The sequence below is a fragment of the Hahella sp. HNIBRBA332 genome (assembly GCF_030719035.1).
In the GTDB taxonomy this organism is placed as follows: domain Bacteria; phylum Pseudomonadota; class Gammaproteobacteria; order Pseudomonadales; family Oleiphilaceae; genus Hahella.
In genome coordinates this window covers 755542-771464 of the sequence record NZ_CP132203.1, presented here as the reverse complement: position 1 = coordinate 771464, position 15923 = coordinate 755542, and the positions used below count along the sequence as shown (strand labels likewise).

At 54.6% G+C, this 15923-nt stretch carries 14 protein-coding genes; 6 read left to right on the top strand and 8 right to left on the bottom strand.

All coding sequences use genetic code 11. The features are described from left to right. The first annotated feature begins 137 nt into the window (after positions 1–137). Complete coding sequence (locus O5O45_RS03710) at positions 138–905, top strand: DODA-type extradiol aromatic ring-opening family dioxygenase (protein ID WP_305903936.1); 768 nt, start codon at positions 138–140, stop codon at positions 903–905. 35 nt (positions 906–940) lie between these two features. Here O5O45_RS03710 and trhA read toward each other — a convergent pair whose 3' ends face one another. From trhA to O5O45_RS03695, 3 genes are all read right to left on the bottom strand, one after another. Next, entirely contained in the window at positions 941–1585 is a 645-nt protein-coding gene (gene trhA / locus O5O45_RS03705) for a PAQR family membrane homeostasis protein TrhA (protein WP_305903935.1), read from the bottom strand. Between the two features lie 181 nt (positions 1586–1766). Next, positions 1767–3389 (bottom strand): methyl-accepting chemotaxis protein, encoded by a 1623-nt coding sequence (locus tag O5O45_RS03700; protein ID WP_305903934.1) that lies wholly within the window; start codon positions 3387–3389, stop codon positions 1767–1769. 106 nt (positions 3390–3495) lie between these two features. Beyond that, a complete protein-coding gene (locus O5O45_RS03695; RefSeq protein WP_305903933.1) occupies positions 3496–3828 on the bottom strand; it encodes a hypothetical protein in 333 nt (110 codons plus the stop codon). 90 nt (positions 3829–3918) lie between these two features. Here O5O45_RS03695 and O5O45_RS03690 point away from each other — a divergent pair, with 90 nt between their 5' ends. Together O5O45_RS03690 and O5O45_RS03685 are read left to right on the top strand one after the other, a co-directional pair. Next, on the top strand, positions 3919–4710 hold the full coding sequence (locus tag O5O45_RS03690) for a substrate-binding periplasmic protein (RefSeq protein ID WP_305903932.1): 792 nt from the start codon (positions 3919–3921) through the stop codon (positions 4708–4710). A 53-nt stretch (positions 4711–4763) separates the two neighbouring features. Beyond that, complete coding sequence (locus O5O45_RS03685) at positions 4764–5528, top strand: substrate-binding periplasmic protein (RefSeq protein WP_305903931.1); 765 nt, start codon at positions 4764–4766, stop codon at positions 5526–5528. A 21-nt stretch (positions 5529–5549) separates the two neighbouring features. Here O5O45_RS03685 and O5O45_RS03680 read toward each other — a convergent pair whose 3' ends face one another. Further along, positions 5550–5921, bottom strand: coding sequence for an MmcQ/YjbR family DNA-binding protein (locus O5O45_RS03680; protein WP_305903930.1), 372 nt, complete (start codon positions 5919–5921; stop codon positions 5550–5552). Positions 5922–6196: 275 nt separating this feature from the next. Between O5O45_RS03680 and O5O45_RS03675 the strand changes: the two genes are divergently transcribed. Beyond that, positions 6197–7774 carry a carboxylesterase/lipase family protein gene (locus O5O45_RS03675; protein ID WP_305903929.1) on the top strand — a complete coding sequence of 526 codons (1578 nt, stop codon included), beginning with the start codon at positions 6197–6199 and terminating at the stop codon, positions 7772–7774. A 148-nt stretch (positions 7775–7922) separates the two neighbouring features. Further along, complete coding sequence (locus O5O45_RS03670) at positions 7923–8846, top strand: recombination-associated protein RdgC (RefSeq protein ID WP_216737814.1); 924 nt, start codon at positions 7923–7925, stop codon at positions 8844–8846. A 53-nt stretch (positions 8847–8899) separates the two neighbouring features. Here O5O45_RS03670 and O5O45_RS03665 read toward each other — a convergent pair whose 3' ends face one another. Continuing rightward, on the bottom strand, positions 8900–11632 hold the full coding sequence (locus O5O45_RS03665) for a bifunctional acetate--CoA ligase family protein/GNAT family N-acetyltransferase (RefSeq protein WP_305903928.1): 2733 nt from the start codon (positions 11630–11632) through the stop codon (positions 8900–8902). A gap of 246 nt (positions 11633–11878) precedes the next feature. On the opposite strand from O5O45_RS03665, the gene O5O45_RS03660 reads away from it, so the two are divergent. Continuing rightward, positions 11879–12802: a histone deacetylase family protein gene (locus O5O45_RS03660; RefSeq protein WP_305903927.1), complete on the top strand. Its 924-nt coding sequence runs from the start codon at positions 11879–11881 to the stop codon at positions 12800–12802. Positions 12803–12905: 103 nt separating this feature from the next. On the opposite strand, the gene fliS is transcribed toward O5O45_RS03660, so the two are convergent. The 3 genes from fliS to O5O45_RS03645 form a co-directional block, all read right to left on the bottom strand. After that, positions 12906–13301: a flagellar export chaperone FliS gene (gene fliS / locus O5O45_RS03655; protein WP_305903926.1), complete on the bottom strand. Its 396-nt coding sequence runs from the start codon at positions 13299–13301 to the stop codon at positions 12906–12908. 61 nt (positions 13302–13362) lie between these two features. After that, on the bottom strand, positions 13363–15333 hold the full coding sequence (gene fliD, locus O5O45_RS03650; RefSeq protein ID WP_305903925.1) for a flagellar filament capping protein FliD: 1971 nt from the start codon (positions 15331–15333) through the stop codon (positions 13363–13365). 130 nt (positions 15334–15463) lie between these two features. Further along, positions 15464–15910, bottom strand: a complete 447-nt coding sequence (locus O5O45_RS03645) for a flagellar protein FlaG (protein ID WP_305903924.1) — start codon at positions 15908–15910, stop codon at positions 15464–15466. Between the last annotated feature and the right edge of the window lie 13 nt (positions 15911–15923).

Here is a 15923-nt window from a genome sequence, read left to right as displayed (position 1 = left end):
CCAACATAGCGATGATGATATTGATATGTTGGTCATCAGGGGCACGACATGCACAGGGTCCGTCGTTTGCAGACAAATAAATGAACGCTATTCGCCCGCCATATTAATAGCGTACTGTTACATCTGAGGAGATCGCCATGAAAGCACTATCCTGGTTTATTTCTCACGGATCGCCGGACTTGATCGTCCATGCAGAAGCGCCCGCTCACCGTTTCTTGCGCGGGTTAAGTTCGCGCCTGACGGGTCTGCAAGGCGTCGTGGCGATTTCCCCCCATTGGCGCACAGAGGCGCTGACAGTGAACATCACCGCGCCGGCGTATATCCAGTATGATTTCTACGGCTTTCCAGAGGCGCTCTACAGGTATCGCTGGTCGCCCGCCAGCAGCGACAAATTGAATGATCAGGTTATGGCGACGCTGGCGCCGCTATCGCCGCAGGTCGCGACATCGCAAGCGCTAGACCATGGAGTTTGGGCTCCACTCAGCCTGATGGACCCGGAAGCAAGCGTCCCTGTCGTTGCGATCAGCCTGCCGCGCCGATTCTCGCCGCGGCAGTTATTTGAACTTGGCGCAACGCTGGCGCCCTTGCGGGAACACGGAATCGCCATCTTGGGGTCCGGCTCAGTGACCCATAATCTGAGAGAAATTGGTCCCAATGAAGCGGCGGCCCCGAAATGGGCGCAGGAGTTTGTCGCCTGGATGGAGGAAAAGCTGGCGCAGAATGACTGGGAAGCGCTATTCGAATATCGTCGCTCCGCTCCCTATGCCGTGCAGGCGCATCCCACCGACGAGCATCTGACGCCGCTGTTTATCGCCGCCGGCGCTGGTCACGGCCAATATGCGCAGAGACTGCACGCGTCCTATACCTATCAGTCTCTGTATATGGGAAGCTACGAATTCGTTTAGAACAAAAACAAGGCGCAGCTCAGCCGCGCCTTGTTTTACAGAACGCCGTTATAGACAGCGATGTAATGGCAGGTGCTGCCGCCCAACACGAACAGATGCCAGATAGAATGGGCGTATGGAAAGCGATCCCAAACGTAGAAGACAACACCGATGGTATAAGCCAACCCGCCAGCGATGATCATGGCGAACGCATTGCTGGATAGCGTCGCCATCAACTCCGGCGTCGCCACAATGCCCACCCAGCCCATAATCAGGTAATTAAACAGGTGAATGGTTTTGAAGCGTCCGTGAAAGCAGAGCTTGCAGACAATACCCACCAGGGCCAGTCCCCAAACTACGCCGAACATGCTCCAACCCAGAACGCCGCGCAAATTCACCAGCAAAAACGGCGTGTACGTGCCGGCAATGAGCAGATAGATAGCGCAGTGATCAAACAGATTTAAAAAGAATTTCGCTCGCGGATGCTGTACGCCGTGGTACAGAGTGGACGCCAGCAGCAACAAAATCAGCGCGCCGCCGTATATGGACACGCCTACGATCTTCCAGGGATCCTCCTGCAGACTGGCGAAGACGATCAGCAACGTCACGGCCGACACGCTCACCACAGCTCCAATGCCATGAGTCAACGCGTTCACGATCTCTTCGCCCAGGGTTTGCTGCCGCTTATTTTTCGATGACATGTTTGTCTCCCCTAGTTGACGTCCCATATTGGCATGGACCGGTGGGGAATAAAACTTAACTTTCGGATGACCGGCCTGCCATAAGCGGTTAGTGGTACTGCGCTCCAGCTTGTCACAGGCGCATGAACAACGTTTGATATTTTTATTACTATTCGCGTACGCGCCGCTTCGCAGTCATTTCTCAGGCGACATTTTTATAAAATTCACAACACTCCTTCACGTAGTTCGCAGAGGTTTGGCTCAAATCGATGAAATGCACGCCGTAACGATAACGTCCCTGACTTTCCGTTTTTCTCCAAACCACTTTGGCGTTGACCGCCACCGGTTGCTGCTGATCATAGCGGTTCTGATCCCGGCTCGGCAGACGAATCGACAACACCAACCGATCTCCCACGTCATAGTATTCTTTCACCACCAGATTCATGCCGGTCTCGCTGACGTCCTGACTCAGTCCCTCACTGCCGCCGCCGTCCGACTCGATACGCACCAGCAGCGTCCCTTCCACCCGCGGCGCCGCCCTTCTTTCCGAGTCCTTGGTTTTGACCTCAGCCACTTTCTGCCGCCGAAAATCCAGTCCGGATAATTCGTGGTCAAGCCGTTGGGTCAAACCAAACAACGAGTCGCTGATGTTGGCGGTATTGCCGATCTTGGCGCTGTTTTCCCGCAAGGTTTCAAACAGACAGGACAACGTCGTCTCCAGAGCGGAAAACTGATTTAGCTGCGTCTCCACATTGCTGAATATTTCTTCCGAACTACCAACAAAACCTTTCACATGCACTTCAAGGTCGCTGATGATGCCACGGGTGCGCTCCGCCTTGCCGCGATTGGACTGCACTTCATCCACCAGTCGCGACATCGTATTGCAGCTGGTGGTCACGTTCTGATCCAGATCATTAATGATGCGTGAGACCTCTTCCGCTGACTCGGCGGTTCGGTGAGACAATGCCCTCACTTCATCCGCCACCACCGCAAACCCGCGTCCCTGCTCTCCCGCTCGCGCCGCCTCAATGGCCGCATTAAGCGCCAGCAAGTTGGTCTGATCGGCGATCTCCAGAATATCCTTCAGGGCGGTTACGATGGTGCCCACCGAGGACTGCAGACTGGACACCTGACTGGCGGCGCTGCGAATCTCCTCCGCCAACCGCACCAGTAAATCCAATACTTCCTGCACCAGGGCGATGCCTTCCGTGCTGCTTTGCTCGGATTTAATCGCCTCGTCCCGATTAGTCTGGGCGATTTCCATCACTTTCTCGGATATCCGGTGCAGACTTTCCGTTGCGTCATTCACTTCTTCCGAACGGGTCGCCTCCGCCTGACTGATGCGCTCAATCTCCCGGGCGACAGCGGCGATCTGGTAAGCAGACTGTCCCATATGCACAGAGCAGTCATTCACGCTGGCGATAACCCGGTTCAACGTCGCCAGCATTTGATTGCACTGACGACCCAACTGACCGATTTCATCCTCACTGGTGATTTCCACCTCGATGGTAAAGTCGCCTTTCTCCACGGATTTCAGCGACTTGGTCAACGCCAGGATCGGGCGGACGAAATAATTGCCCAGGACAAAAATGACGGCGAACTGAACCAGAAACTGCAGGCTGGACTCCCAAATCGCATTGAACATGAATGAGCGATATTCTTCCTGCATGGCGGCGATGGTCGTCGCCGCTACCTGACGGCTTTCCGCCAGATCAATCAGCGCCTGCAACTCCACCGCAGCGAGAGTGCGGTTGTAAATAATTGTCACCACCGCCACAGCAAAGAATGCGATTTGTATTTTCCAGCGAATACTCAGGTTTGACACAGCAGTCACCCTTTTCCGTCTTCAATGAAGCATTAGTACTATACAAGTGAAGTCGAAAAACGCCTGCCGGGCAAAAAACGTGGTGGCTAAACGACATGGTGTCCGCTTATTTTTGGGCTTGCCCGACTGGAGCGATGACGGAAAAACCGTAGTGTTCAGGGTCTTCCTCCTGCGCCGGTGTGAGCCTCACTGAGTTATCAATGGCGAAATTCCACTCAAACCGTTGCATGTAGGCGCAACGCCGCAACGGCACGATAGTTCCTTTAGGGAATACGATTCCTTCCATGCTGACCAAGTCCGTCTCCAACCGAAAAGGAGAGGCCTCCATCGGACACAGCAGATCCGTCAAATTGTAACGGACGCCTACCACTACTCCGCTTAGAAATAGCCCAACCATCGCCACAAATATTACTAGCCGCCGTATGATCTTCTTAGCCATTATCTTCTATCCATCTTTACTAACCCCGTTTGAAAAACAACCAACGCTGTTCTATATCTTCTAATAAACCGCCTCCAGCATATGGGCAATATGAAAGCACTCAGCATCATCGCCTTTCTTCTCCTGCTGGCCGGGTATACGAGGGCTGACGCACAAAGCATAGTCCTGCTTATGGACGAGTCGTATCCGCCATACAGCTATGCCGAAAACAATGAAGCCAAAGGCATCTATGTCGACTTCATCAAAGAGGCGATGCAATCCATTCCTGACTACAAGGTCAAGTTTAAGCCGCTTCCTTGGAAAAGAGCGCTCAATCTGGTTGAAACCGGGCGCGCCTTCGCCGTGCTCCCGCCCTATTACCGCCCGGTCAGTCGTGGTTGGATGGACTACTCCGTTCCGCTTTTTAAAGAAACGGTCGTGTTATTTACTCCACCCGAGTTGCTGGAGCGTCTCAAGCCCACTCGCTGGCCGGAGGACTATAAAGGCCTGCGCATTGGCCTGCAGTTGGGATTCGCCACGCTGTCGCCGCAACAAAAGGAGCTGTTCGTCATTTCTGAGTCGCCCAATATTCTTACCAACCTGAAACAAATCGCGCTGAATCGCATAGACGGTCATCCCAATGACTATCTGTCGGTGGTGTGGACGTTGGAGCACAACCGTCAGGACCCGGCTCTGGCCACGTTGGAAATCACCCCCGCAGCCATTATTAACGAGGAGGTCGCCTACCTCGCCTTTTCCAACATCCAGCCCGAACAATGGCCGTATCGGGCGGATTTCATCGCCAAAATGAATCAATCCCTGACGCGCATGAGGGATAAGAACCGGTTGCAGCAAATCGTCAACAAATGGACCCGGGACGTAAATGCCGCCGCTGGTTATTGATGTTTCCACATGTTCGCTTTTTCACTCATGACAACCACTGAAGAGGAGTCTGTATGAAAAGAATAATTCTATTCGCCGCCCTGATGTTGGGATTCGCGGGGTTCGCCGCCGCGCAGTCCGTCACCCTGTTGATGGATGAAGCCTACCCTCCTTATAGCTATGCAGAGAACGGCAAACCCAAGGGAATATACGTGGACATCATCATGGAGGCGGCTAAGCTGACGCCGGATTATGCAATTACGCTAAAGCCCCTGCCCTGGAAACGCGCGTTGGCGCAGATGGAGAGCGGTGAAGAGTTTGCGTTGTTCCCACCTTATTACCGCCCTGAAGACCGCCCCTGGATGGATTACTCCGTTCCCTTGTTGGCAGAGACTGTGGCGATGTTCGTCACGCAGGACATGGCCAGTAAAAAGCAGTTGAGCAAGTGGCCGGATGACTTCAAAGGCATGCGCGTTGGCTTGCAAAGCGGCTTCGCTACGCTATCCGATGAAGAGAAAGCTATGTTCAATATGAGCCAAGCTTCCGATATTCTCGCCAACCTGAAAAAAATGGCGGCGGGACGCATAGACGGCCATCCCAATGACAAGCTTTCCGTATTGTGGACGCTGGAGAACAACCGTTCCGACCCCACCCTCAAGGACCTTAAGATTACACCCGCTGCGGTTATCAGCGAAGAAGTCGCCTATCTGGCGTTCTCTAACTCCAAGAATCAGAACTTTCCCTACCGCGATGACTTCATCGCCAAGATGAGCGCGGCGGTGGAAAAGTTGAAACAATCCGGCAAACTGCAGGAAATCGTCGACGGCTGGACCAAGTAGCGACTTAGTCCAGCCGTCCGCTTATGCTTCCGAAGACAGCTGCGCCAACGCCAGGCGACGCTTTTTCGGCAAGCTTGCGGCCGCCTTATCATAGGACCAGTCGATGAGATCGCGCAGGTAGTCCTCGTTAAACGCGGCGGCGTCGACGATAGACACCCAGTGAAACCGGTGCATGTAGCGCGCCGGTTTCACCCCTTCCTGATCCGTCAATTCCAGAAAGCGTTCAGGGGTAGTTCTCACACTGAAACGCCAGCGCTCCGGCGCACTGGTTTTAAAGTAGGCGAACTTCCGCCCCAACACGTAATACACCAGGATATTGGAAGGCTCTCCATACTCGATCCGCTCCACGCCGGGAAGTGAAAGGCAGTAGTGTTTGATTTCATCGATATTCATTGGACAAGACTCAGACGCTGCATGCGTCGCATTAAACGACTCACAGTTATATCCGGCTGTGAACCGGATATCCATTGAAAACTATTCATTGATGGTCCCGGATATAAATACAAGCCATGGAACGCCCCCGCGTCGCCATCCATATTGGGATTCCTAACGCCCTGACTATAAAAGACTTTTAAATCACGCCGCCAAAATATAACAAATGGACTATAGCAAGCACGGCGCAAACCGCCCATAAATCAACGCCATGTAGTTAGTTCAAGGGTTTTAGAATGCACTCAGGAAACACCGGATACAAAGTCTTAACAACATTGGCCAAAGCGATGCTGCTTTCCGGGTTATTACTGTCCGGAGCCCAAGCGGAAGACCTTAACGGCCCGCTGGTCCAGATCAAATCAGGACTGATCAGGGGCGTCAACGAACTTGGCGTACGCGCTTTCAAAGGCATTCCCTACGCCGCGCCGCCCATCAAAGAAAATCGCTGGCGACGGCCGCAGCCGGTTCAGCCCTGGAGCGGCGTACGCGTCACCTCCCAATTTGGTCCGGCGTGCGCTCAATCCGCACAAGAGGACCCCAATACCAGGCTGCCCGCGCCCTCGATCAGTGAAGACTGCTTGACGCTCAATGTCTGGGCGCCCTCCTCGCCAATCGGCGCTCCCGATGCGCCTAAGCCGGTAATGGTCTGGCTGCATGGCGGAGACTACCGCAGCGGCGTCGTCAGTTATCCACTGAGCAACGGCGCACAGTTGGCTAACCAAGGGGTTGTGGTGGTCACACTTAATTATCGCCTGGGCTACTTCGGCTTCTTTGATCATCCCGCCCTGGTTCGCGAGGACGTCACCACCCCCGCGAACTTCGGGTTGCTGGACCAGATTGAAGCCTTGAAATGGGTGCAGGAGAATATCAGCGCCTTTGGCGGCGATCCCGGCAACGTCACCTTGGCGGGTGACGACGCCGGCGCCGTCAGCGCTTACTATCTGATGGCCTCGCCGAAAGCGCTGGGGCTGTTTCATAAAGTCATCGCACAAAGCGGCGATCCCTGGCTCAAACTGGAAGACCGCAATCAGGCGAAAAAATCAGGCATGAAAGCCGCGACGCAAGCTGGCGTCGCGGCCGATGCGGACGCCGCTCAACTACGCGCCATTCCCGCCGGAACTTTGATAAAGCTGAATAACGAGCTGCCGCCGGATGCGGCGTTCGGCCCGATCATCGGCGACGAAGCGGCTCCTTACACCTTATTGGATGCGGTGGATCGCAAGCTGATCGCGCCGGTTCCTCTGCTGACTGGCGTCAACAGCTATGAAGTCAGCATCGCGCCGCAACTGGGCCTGACCCAGGAAACCATTCTGGCGCCGCTGGGCGATCAGAAGGACACCGCTCGCGCCCTGTATCCAAAGGACTGGAGCGACACGCAGTTCGCAGAAAAAGTATTTTCCGACATGCGCTACAATGCCCCTAACCGCTGGCTGGCGCTGGAACAATCCAACCGCGCTGCGGCCTGGTTCTATTACTTTAACTACGCGCCGCAATATCTGCGCGAGCAATTTTCCGGCGCGCCTCACGGCTGGCACCTGCCTTTCACATTCGGAACCTATAGTCTGATTCCAGAGATGTACGCCAATTTCCAGCCTCAGGACATCACCATGGCGCAGCGCTTTCAACGCTATCTGGTCAACTTCATGCGCAGCGCTTCGCCCAGTGATCCGACGCTGCCCAATTGGCCCGCCTATAACGCCCAGAATCAGATCATGATGGTACTGGGCGACGCCGCCGAACCGATGGCGGGCTTATTCCGCCAGAGAATTGAGTTTTTCACGACGCTTTACCGCAACAACAATAAAAAGTATTGATATGCGATCAGGGCCGGCGCCGATGCGCGCCTTCGCCCAGCTGTCGTTCGCGCGGGACGGGAATTACGAAACCTCAACTAGCCAAATTCCTTCTGGTCCACCATAATTCCCGGCCCGATTTCCTTCTTCACTAAGAAAATAGAGACCTATGCTTTTCAAAAACGCACTGATTTATCGTTTCACCAAACCCGTGCCCTGGCCTTTGGAAGACCTGGAAACCGGTTTGAGCGAACATGCTTTCACCCCTTGCCAGGCCAACGACACGTATCGCCTGGGTTGGGTTCCCGCTGCGCCACTGGTCAGCGACGCGTTGGTCTATCAACAAGGCCGCTACCTGTTGCTGACTCTGAAACGGGAAGAAAAAATTCTGCCCGCCAGCGTCATTAAGGAAGAAGTGGAAGAACGCGCTCAGGAAATCGAAGAGCGCGAGCAGCGCAAATTGCGCAAGAAGGAAAAGAACGAATTGAAGGAACAGGTCATCACTGTTCTGCTGCCTCAGGCGTTTAAGCGTTCACGCCTGATGTCCGCCTACATCGATCTGGATAAAGGATTGCTGGTAGTGGATACGTCCTCAGGAACCCGCGCCGACGAGTTCACATCCTTCCTGCGTCAGTCCATGGGCACGCTGCCGATTCGTTTCGTGGCGTTGAATGAGGCTCCCGCAGTGCACTTCTCCGATTGGGTGCAAAAAGACAACACGCCAACGCCTTTTGTTTCCGGCGACAACTGTGAACTGCGTTCCGGCGACGGTTCCGACACCGTCATTCGCTGCAAAGGCACCGAATCGTTGACGGACGCCATCTCCACGCATATTGAAAACGGCATGCAGGTGACGCAGCTGTCCCTGGAATGGGACGAGAAGCTGAGCTTCGCGGTCAGCGACGATCTAAAGATCAAACGCATCAAGTTTATGGACACCCTGCAGGAGCAGTTGAAGGATGGCGACACTGGCGAGGCCGCCGAGCGTTTCGCCGCCGACTTCAGCCTGATGACGCTTGAGTTCTCCCGCATGACCGAAGACCTGATCAAGGTTTTGGGCGGAGAGGATATGTCTGCGGTGATTCAGGAATAAATCAGCGCTGCAGCGCGGGCCGACTCCTTCAACGACGGATCGGCCTGCGTTGTTTATTTGCGCTTCAAGCGCTCCGCTTGCCACTCATCTGGCGCGTTTAGCGGCAAACGCAGGGCCATAACCCCTTCCTCGTCATCGTAGCGAATACTGAATCCCAGCTTTTCCGCCAGACGTAACATCGGCTTATTATCCGGCAACACTGAGCCCACCATTTCCACTGTGCCTTTCTCCCGACAGTACTCAATGATCTTGCGCATCAGCACCCATCCCAGGTTTTCACCACGCAGATCATCGCGCACGATGATGGCGAACTCACACTGCAGATTGTCCGCATCGGTCCAGGCGCGCACGGTGCCAAGCGTATCCTCGCCATAACCGCTTTCCTTTGGAGACATGGCGATAAAGGCCATTTCCCGATCGTAGTCGATCTGCAGCATCTGCACCATTTCATCGTGAGTGAAGGATTTCCGGTAGTGGAAAAAGCGGTAACGAATCGATTCCGGCGACAGCCCGGAATAAAACTCAATGTGACTCGGCTCGTCCTCTCCACGCACCGGACGGATTTCCGCCTTGCGCTTCGACTTGGGCAGCATGATCCATTCCCGCAGTTCTTGCGGATAAGGCTGAATCGCCAGCTTCGCCGGCTTGTCGAGATCAATCATGGCGTTGACCGCCACCGCCCCGTGTTTGTCAAAGTACAGCGGCATAACCTCAAGGCCTTTGATCTCAGGAATGTCGATAATGATCTGCGACAGAATCACCAGGGTTTCGCAGATCTTGGCGATATCCTGTTCCGGGTTATAGCTATAGTCTTTCAGCAGGCGAAACATATGCGTCTGCAGCAAAAGATCCCGAGCCAGCACCATGTTCAACGGCGGCAGGGCGAGCTTGCGATCCGCCGACACATTCACTGCTGCGCCGCTGGCGCCGCACACCATCAAAGGTCCAAACACTGGATCGCGGGTGACCCCTAAACTGAACCCCACTCCGCCAACCGTCTGAAAACTGGGCTGCACAGCAAAGCCTAAAAATCCGCTGTCCGGGAAGTGCTCCCTGTAGTGCGTCAACAGGTAGCGGCAGGAATCGCGAATGGACGCCTCCTCCACCAGCCCCTTCACCCTGCCCTTATAGCGACCGCGGCCGGTCTTCTCGTCTTTAAAGGGGATACAGCTGTGTTCGTGCAAAATGCGGATATCCACCGGCGAGCCGAATTCCTGCGCCACTTCCACCACCTGCTCTTCTGTTTCGCAGTAACGCGTATCCTGCATATTTATGCCGTAGTCGGTGAGAATCTGCCGCGACTCCGCATTGGTCAGCACCCGCCGCCCTGACGCGTATATCTTCTGAATGGTCTTGCGCGCGCGGGAACGATCCACCACCGGGTCGGTGTATGACTCCGGCGTCTCCCGCAACACCCGCTGGCTGCGCTGGTGGTTAACCATATGCATGAAGGCTTTCACCGCCTTATCCGGCGTGGAAAATGTGGGCACGCCGCTATGGAAAAAGGCCTCTCTGGCGTCATACACCGTGCTGTGCCCCAGCCAGCAGGTGAAAATATTCAGATGGGAACGCTTGCTTGCTTCTATCACCGCATCCGCCACCTGCAGACTGTCCTCCGTCAGGGACGGGGCGTACAACACCAGCACATTGGACACATGAGGATCGCGTCCTAGAATCTCCAGAGTGCGGCGATACAGCTCCGGGTTGGCGTCGTAGTTGAGATCAATCGGGTTGCGGCGCGTCCAATAAGGCGGCAGATGCTTGCCCAGTTCACTCACTGTTTCCGGCGACAATGAACCCAACTCACCATTTAAAGACGCCAAACGGTCCACCGCCAGCACTCCAGGGCCCAGACCATTGCTGATGATGTGCAATGGCTCGCCACGCACCGGTTTCATCCGGGTTAAAGTCTCCAGCGCATCGAACATCTCATCAGCGCCGTTCACCCGCAGCACCCCGGCGCGCCGGAACACCGCGTCGAAAATTTTGTCGCCGTCCACCACTCCCAAAGGCAACTCTGCGGGACGCCATTGTGATGCCGGAGTGCGGCCGCTTTTCACGGCGATCACCAACTTACCCCGGGACACCGCCCGCACAGCGGAGATAAAACGTCGGGGCGAATGGATGTTCTCCATGTGCAGCAAAATAGCTTTGGTGCTGCGATCCTGGGCCAGGTAATCGATCAGGTCGTCCAGCCCGACGTCAATGCCGTCTCCCAGGGTGGTAAGGTGCGAAAAGCCGATTCCCCGGGTGAACGCCCAGTCAATCACTGCACTGGCGAGAGAGCCGGACTGGCCGATATAAGCGATCTTGCCCGGCAACACGCCCATATGCATATAAGTAGCGTTCAGATTACTGGCGGGGGACAGCATACCGATGGTTTCCGGCCCCAGAATACGTATGCCGTACTCAGACGCAATTTCCTGGACGGAGTACATCAACGGTCGGCCGCTGCGGCTGTGAGTGCGCGACAGGCCGCCGGTAAGGATCATCGCTGTTTTTACCTTGACGGAGCCCAGCACCCGAACAATGCGCGGCACGCTCTCTGGAGGCGTACAAATAATCGCCAGATCCGGCCGAAACGGCATTTGCTGGGGTCGTTTCACACAGGGGACGCCATGCACGTCGTGATAGCCCTTGTCATTCACCACCACCAAACGCCCTGAATAGTCCGTGGACATCAGATTGCGCAACACCATGCCACCCAGGTTATTAGAGCGTTCGGACGCGCCGATCACCGCGATGGACTTAGGGTTGAACAGCGCTTCTAAATGTCGGGTTCCCAATCTGTTTTCTCCATTTGCGTTGACAGGCTCTGGATCCGGCGACTGCGGAACCGCCGCCGATACCTAAGATACATAGACCAATACCGGCCACTTTGACAGATATCAATATCCCCCGCTTTGACTGACTTGGCGTTAAGGAATGGGCGCGAAACCATCGCGGACGCGGACTATAACATTCGCCCCATCTCCGGTTTCAAGCCGTTATCGCTTTGCAGTAGACTAAAAGCCTCTAAAAGGAAAACAAAGATGAAAACCGCCCTTTTCTATCATAAAGACTGTACATTGCACGACATGGGCGAAGGGCATCCCGAAAGCCCCATGCGATTACAGGCGATTATGGACCGGCTTGAGCACGCTGGCATACTGCAGGAAGTGGATCTGGTCGAGCCGCAGGAAACCGACCGCGACAAAATCATTCGGGTGCATCCCTCTCGCTACGTTGAACAACTGGAGAATCTGAATCCGGACAAAGGCCGCATCATGGTCGACCCGGACACCGCCTTAATGCGCCACAGCATGCGCGCAGCTTACCTGGCGGCGGGCTCCGCAGTGGAAGCGGCGGACATGGTGCTCAGCGGCCAGGCGAATACCGCGTTTTGCGCCGTGCGCCCGCCAGGCCATCATGCGGAGCGCAGCCAATCCATGGGTTTTTGTTTTTTTAACAATATCGCCATCGCCGCCCGCCACGCCATGGACTTTCATGGTCTGGAGCGCATCGCCATCGTGGACTTCGACGTACATCAGGGCAACGGCACAGTAGATATCTTTCAAGATGACCCGCGAGTCCTGTTCTGCTCCAGTTTTGAGTATCCGCTATACCCTTTCAGTCACCATGCGGTGGACCGCCCCAATATCATCAACACGCCGCTGGACGCCCACACTCGCGGCCTGCAATTCCGGCGCTGCGTTGAACGGGACTGGCTCGCACGTCTGCAGGATCATCGTCCGCAACTCATACTCATATCAGCAGGATTCGACGCCCACAAGCATGATCCCCTGGCGCATCTGGAGCTGGAAGAAAGAGACTACCGCTGGGTCACGCGCTTGTTGATGGATGTGGCGCGGGTATACAGCAGCGGGCGCATCGTATCTATTCTGGAAGGGGGTTATAACCTGAACGCCTTATCCGCCAGCGTGGAGGCGCACATGGAAGGCTTGATGGGGAATTGAAACGCCGAATAAGGGGACGGCTTAACCTTGTTTAGAAGCTCCGCCCGCCGACAGCGGACGGAGTTTCCATAAGGTTGCGAGAAAGCGGCCTGTTCAGGCCAAGTTAGACGAGTCCTTTTTCCAACGCTTCCTGACGAATGCCGTCCCAGCCGTTTTTGACTTGCTTCAGCAAGTTCGCCACTTCGTCCAGAATCGCTGCGTCATTGCGCAGATTGGCTTCAAACAAACGGCGTTCCATATATTCGTATAAGGCGTCCAGACGTTGTGCAATATCGCCGCCTTTTTCTTTGTCCAGAAACTCGCGCAAACCGCCGACGATTTCAACCGCCTTGCCAATCAGCCGGTTTTTGCCTTCAAAGTTATTGGCCAGAATCTGCCCTTTCGCCATGGTAATGCGCTCCAGCGCCCCATCGAACAACAGCTGGATCAACTTATGCCCATCCGCATCGACGATGCTGGTCTGACGATTCACGCTCTGATACTGATGTAACGCGTTCATTGTAATAGCAACCTCATAATTACTCGTCTGTGATCTTAAGCGCCTGGATCAGGCCCGCCGCTTAACTCTTACTTCCAGTGCTGCTGGCCAGCAGCGCTTCCAGCTGTGTGGATAAAAAGCTTTCCGTGTTCTTGAGCTGGGAAATAATCAAATCTGCGGCGGTGAACTGACGCGCCAACCGATCCGTCAGGGCGGTAATGCGATCGTTCAACTCCGTCCGGTCTTCAGAGATTTTTTCCAGCTGTGAATTAAAGCCATTGATGGCGACCGTAATCAAACCTTCGGCGGACAGGTAGTTGTTCACCAGGTCGACCATCTGGTCTCCCACCCCTTCAATATAAGTCGCTGTGCCGCGCGCGCCAGTGGCGCCGCCGGTAATTTGCAGTTTGAGTCCTTTGGAATCGCCTTCCGAGGAGGTCAGGTACTGGCCATTGCCAGTGGCGGCCTTACCATTGATTGTGCCAGCGACATCCAAGCCATCTACGCCAGTGGCGATAGTCAAACCCAGCTGCGCCGCCGTATTGGTGTCGATAGCAGTGATCTCAACCTTGGATGAAGCGCCGTATGTTCCAGAGGTAAATACCAGCTGATTACTGCCGTCCAGTGAGACGGTCAGGCCAGATCCGGCGATATTCGTATCCGCATCCAGTTGAGTCTGAATTTCCGCAAGTAACTCGCTGTCAGTATAAGTCCCGGCTGTCAGCGTAATGGTGTTCGACTCCACCCCGTTGACTTTGATCTTGAAGGTGTCGTTATCCGCATCAATGACTGTTGAGCCGCCCAGCGCCACATTGCCGGTGAAAGCGCCCTGTGTCGCCACCTGAGTGATATCGACGGCGTACGAGCCAATCTTGGTATTTATCCCGGCGCTGACATACTTGACCTGGGCATCCGTCGTACGCCCCTGGTCGGCGAACAAAGCCGCTACGTCATTCGGATAGCTTTGCAGCTTGTTTTGGAACGTAAGGCTGTTGAACTCCAGCTGTCCCGATTCTGAGTTGGTCGTAATTCCCAATTCAGACAAGCTACGGACGTTAGCGCTTTCCAGCCCGGGAACAATTGAACTCAATGTAGAGCGCAACTGGGTGGAGATAGTGCGCACAGTGGAACTGCCCAGCAAAGTGCCTTTCTCTCCAGTATCACTGTCAAAAGCAGTGACTTCATTAATGATTTCCTGCAAAGCATTATATTTATCCACTAAATCCTGGACCCTTTCGGTCACAGCATTCAGGTCTTTGCTAACGGTAACGTTGACTGCGCTTGCGGTTTCAGCATTTAAAGTAAGAGTCAGGCCGTCCACCACGTCATCGACGGTGTTCAATGAACGGGTGATGGCAACACCGTTCAAAGTAAAGGCGGCGTCTTCCGCTGCGACGTCCTGAGTTAAATTCTGGTTAGTGGCGTTATAAATAAACTGGGAAATCCCGGAACCATCTGTACTGTTGCCGTCGTTATCCGTCGCCGAAATGGAAATAGCGTTCGCCACACCGGTTTTTGAAGCGGATAACACAAGCTGATAGGAAGTGCCGTTATAGATAACGGAGGAATTAACATCCAGCCCCATATCGTTAATGGCGTCGGACAACCCCTGCAACGTGTTGTTGCTGCTATTTACAGTTAGGTTTTTGGTAACGCCGCCGACAGTGAACGACAGTGTTCCAGTTCCTACAGTTGTGGTGTCTTTATCAGCGAAAGTGCCGGAGCTCAATGACTGCGCGACAGCCAGATTGCTGACGGTAAGCGCATATGAGCCAGTTTTCGCGGAGGTATTGGCGGTGACGCCAATAGAAGAGCCGCTGGAGGTCGCCGTGTTGCTGGACATCGACTCCGGCGTACTCAATGTTCGGGCGGACAAACGCAGGTCGGTGATTGCGCTTTTCAGACGACTCAGATCGCTGAGTTTGGCCGTCACTTCATCTTCTTTGAGATCCAGCCTTTTTTCCGTCGGCTCACGCTCAGCACTGGCCAGCTGCTCGATCAAATCGCTGGTCAATACTCCCGAGCCGATGCCTATTGAAGAAACGCTTGCCATGTGAAGCCAACCTCGCGGATTGTGTGTACGATCATATCTCTATTTATCGGCAAAAAGGGGCAAAACTTTGCCCCTTTTTTTGTTACGGATCGTAAATCCCTGCCGAACCCTATCTGTTCTCCGCCAAGCCTCATGCCTTGGCGGAGAACAGATTAACTGGTTCATCCTGCTGCAAGTTGCGCGCCAGCTTAAGGGCCAAGTCATCAGGAATCTGTCTCACTACTTCTTTTGTGGTTCTGTCCAAAACAGTAATGACCGTTCTTCCCGAATCCTCATCCAGTTCGAACTGCAGGTCGCGCTGGACAGATTGAACGTATTCATTCAATTTGGTCACCGCTTCCCTCAGCTCCTGGCTTTGCTCCTTCTCCAACTGTTGTTGCTGCTTGTTGGCAATGTCGTCGGTGGGCTTGGCTGCAGAACTCTGCTTCGCAGCCTGCGTATCAGGCGTAGACGTGGCTACCCCGGACTTAACCTTAGGTTCAATCGGAGGTGACGACGTCGCAGACTGAGCAGACGGCAGGATCACGGGTTTCGTGACTGCCGCCATACTCAGTTCAGTAGTCTTAACGTCATTCATATCTCACCTCTTA

What these genes read in the sequence shown, in the direction of transcription:
- O5O45_RS03660 (WP_305903927.1), top strand. Translation starts at nt 11,879, where the DNA reads ATGAAAACCGCCCTTTTCTATCATAAAGACTGTACATTGCACGACATG.
- trhA (WP_305903935.1), bottom strand. Translation starts at nt 1,585, where the DNA reads ATGTCATCGAAAAATAAGCGGCAGCAAACCCTGGGCGAAGAGATCGTG.
- fliS (WP_305903926.1), bottom strand. Translation starts at nt 13,301, where the DNA reads ATGAACGCGTTACATCAGTATCAGAGCGTGAATCGTCAGACCAGCATC.
- O5O45_RS03645 (WP_305903924.1), bottom strand. Translation starts at nt 15,910, where the DNA reads ATGAATGACGTTAAGACTACTGAACTGAGTATGGCGGCAGTCACGAAA.
- O5O45_RS03695 (WP_305903933.1), bottom strand. Translation starts at nt 3,828, where the DNA reads ATGGCTAAGAAGATCATACGGCGGCTAGTAATATTTGTGGCGATGGTT.
- O5O45_RS03685 (WP_305903931.1), top strand. Translation starts at nt 4,764, where the DNA reads ATGAAAAGAATAATTCTATTCGCCGCCCTGATGTTGGGATTCGCGGGG.
- O5O45_RS03710 (WP_305903936.1), top strand. Translation starts at nt 138, where the DNA reads ATGAAAGCACTATCCTGGTTTATTTCTCACGGATCGCCGGACTTGATC.
- O5O45_RS03675 (WP_305903929.1), top strand. Translation starts at nt 6,197, where the DNA reads ATGCACTCAGGAAACACCGGATACAAAGTCTTAACAACATTGGCCAAA.
- O5O45_RS03690 (WP_305903932.1), top strand. Translation starts at nt 3,919, where the DNA reads ATGAAAGCACTCAGCATCATCGCCTTTCTTCTCCTGCTGGCCGGGTAT.
- O5O45_RS03670 (WP_216737814.1), top strand. Translation starts at nt 7,923, where the DNA reads ATGCTTTTCAAAAACGCACTGATTTATCGTTTCACCAAACCCGTGCCC.
- fliD (WP_305903925.1), bottom strand. Translation starts at nt 15,333, where the DNA reads ATGGCAAGCGTTTCTTCAATAGGCATCGGCTCGGGAGTATTGACCAGC.
- O5O45_RS03680 (WP_305903930.1), bottom strand. Translation starts at nt 5,921, where the DNA reads ATGAATATCGATGAAATCAAACACTACTGCCTTTCACTTCCCGGCGTG.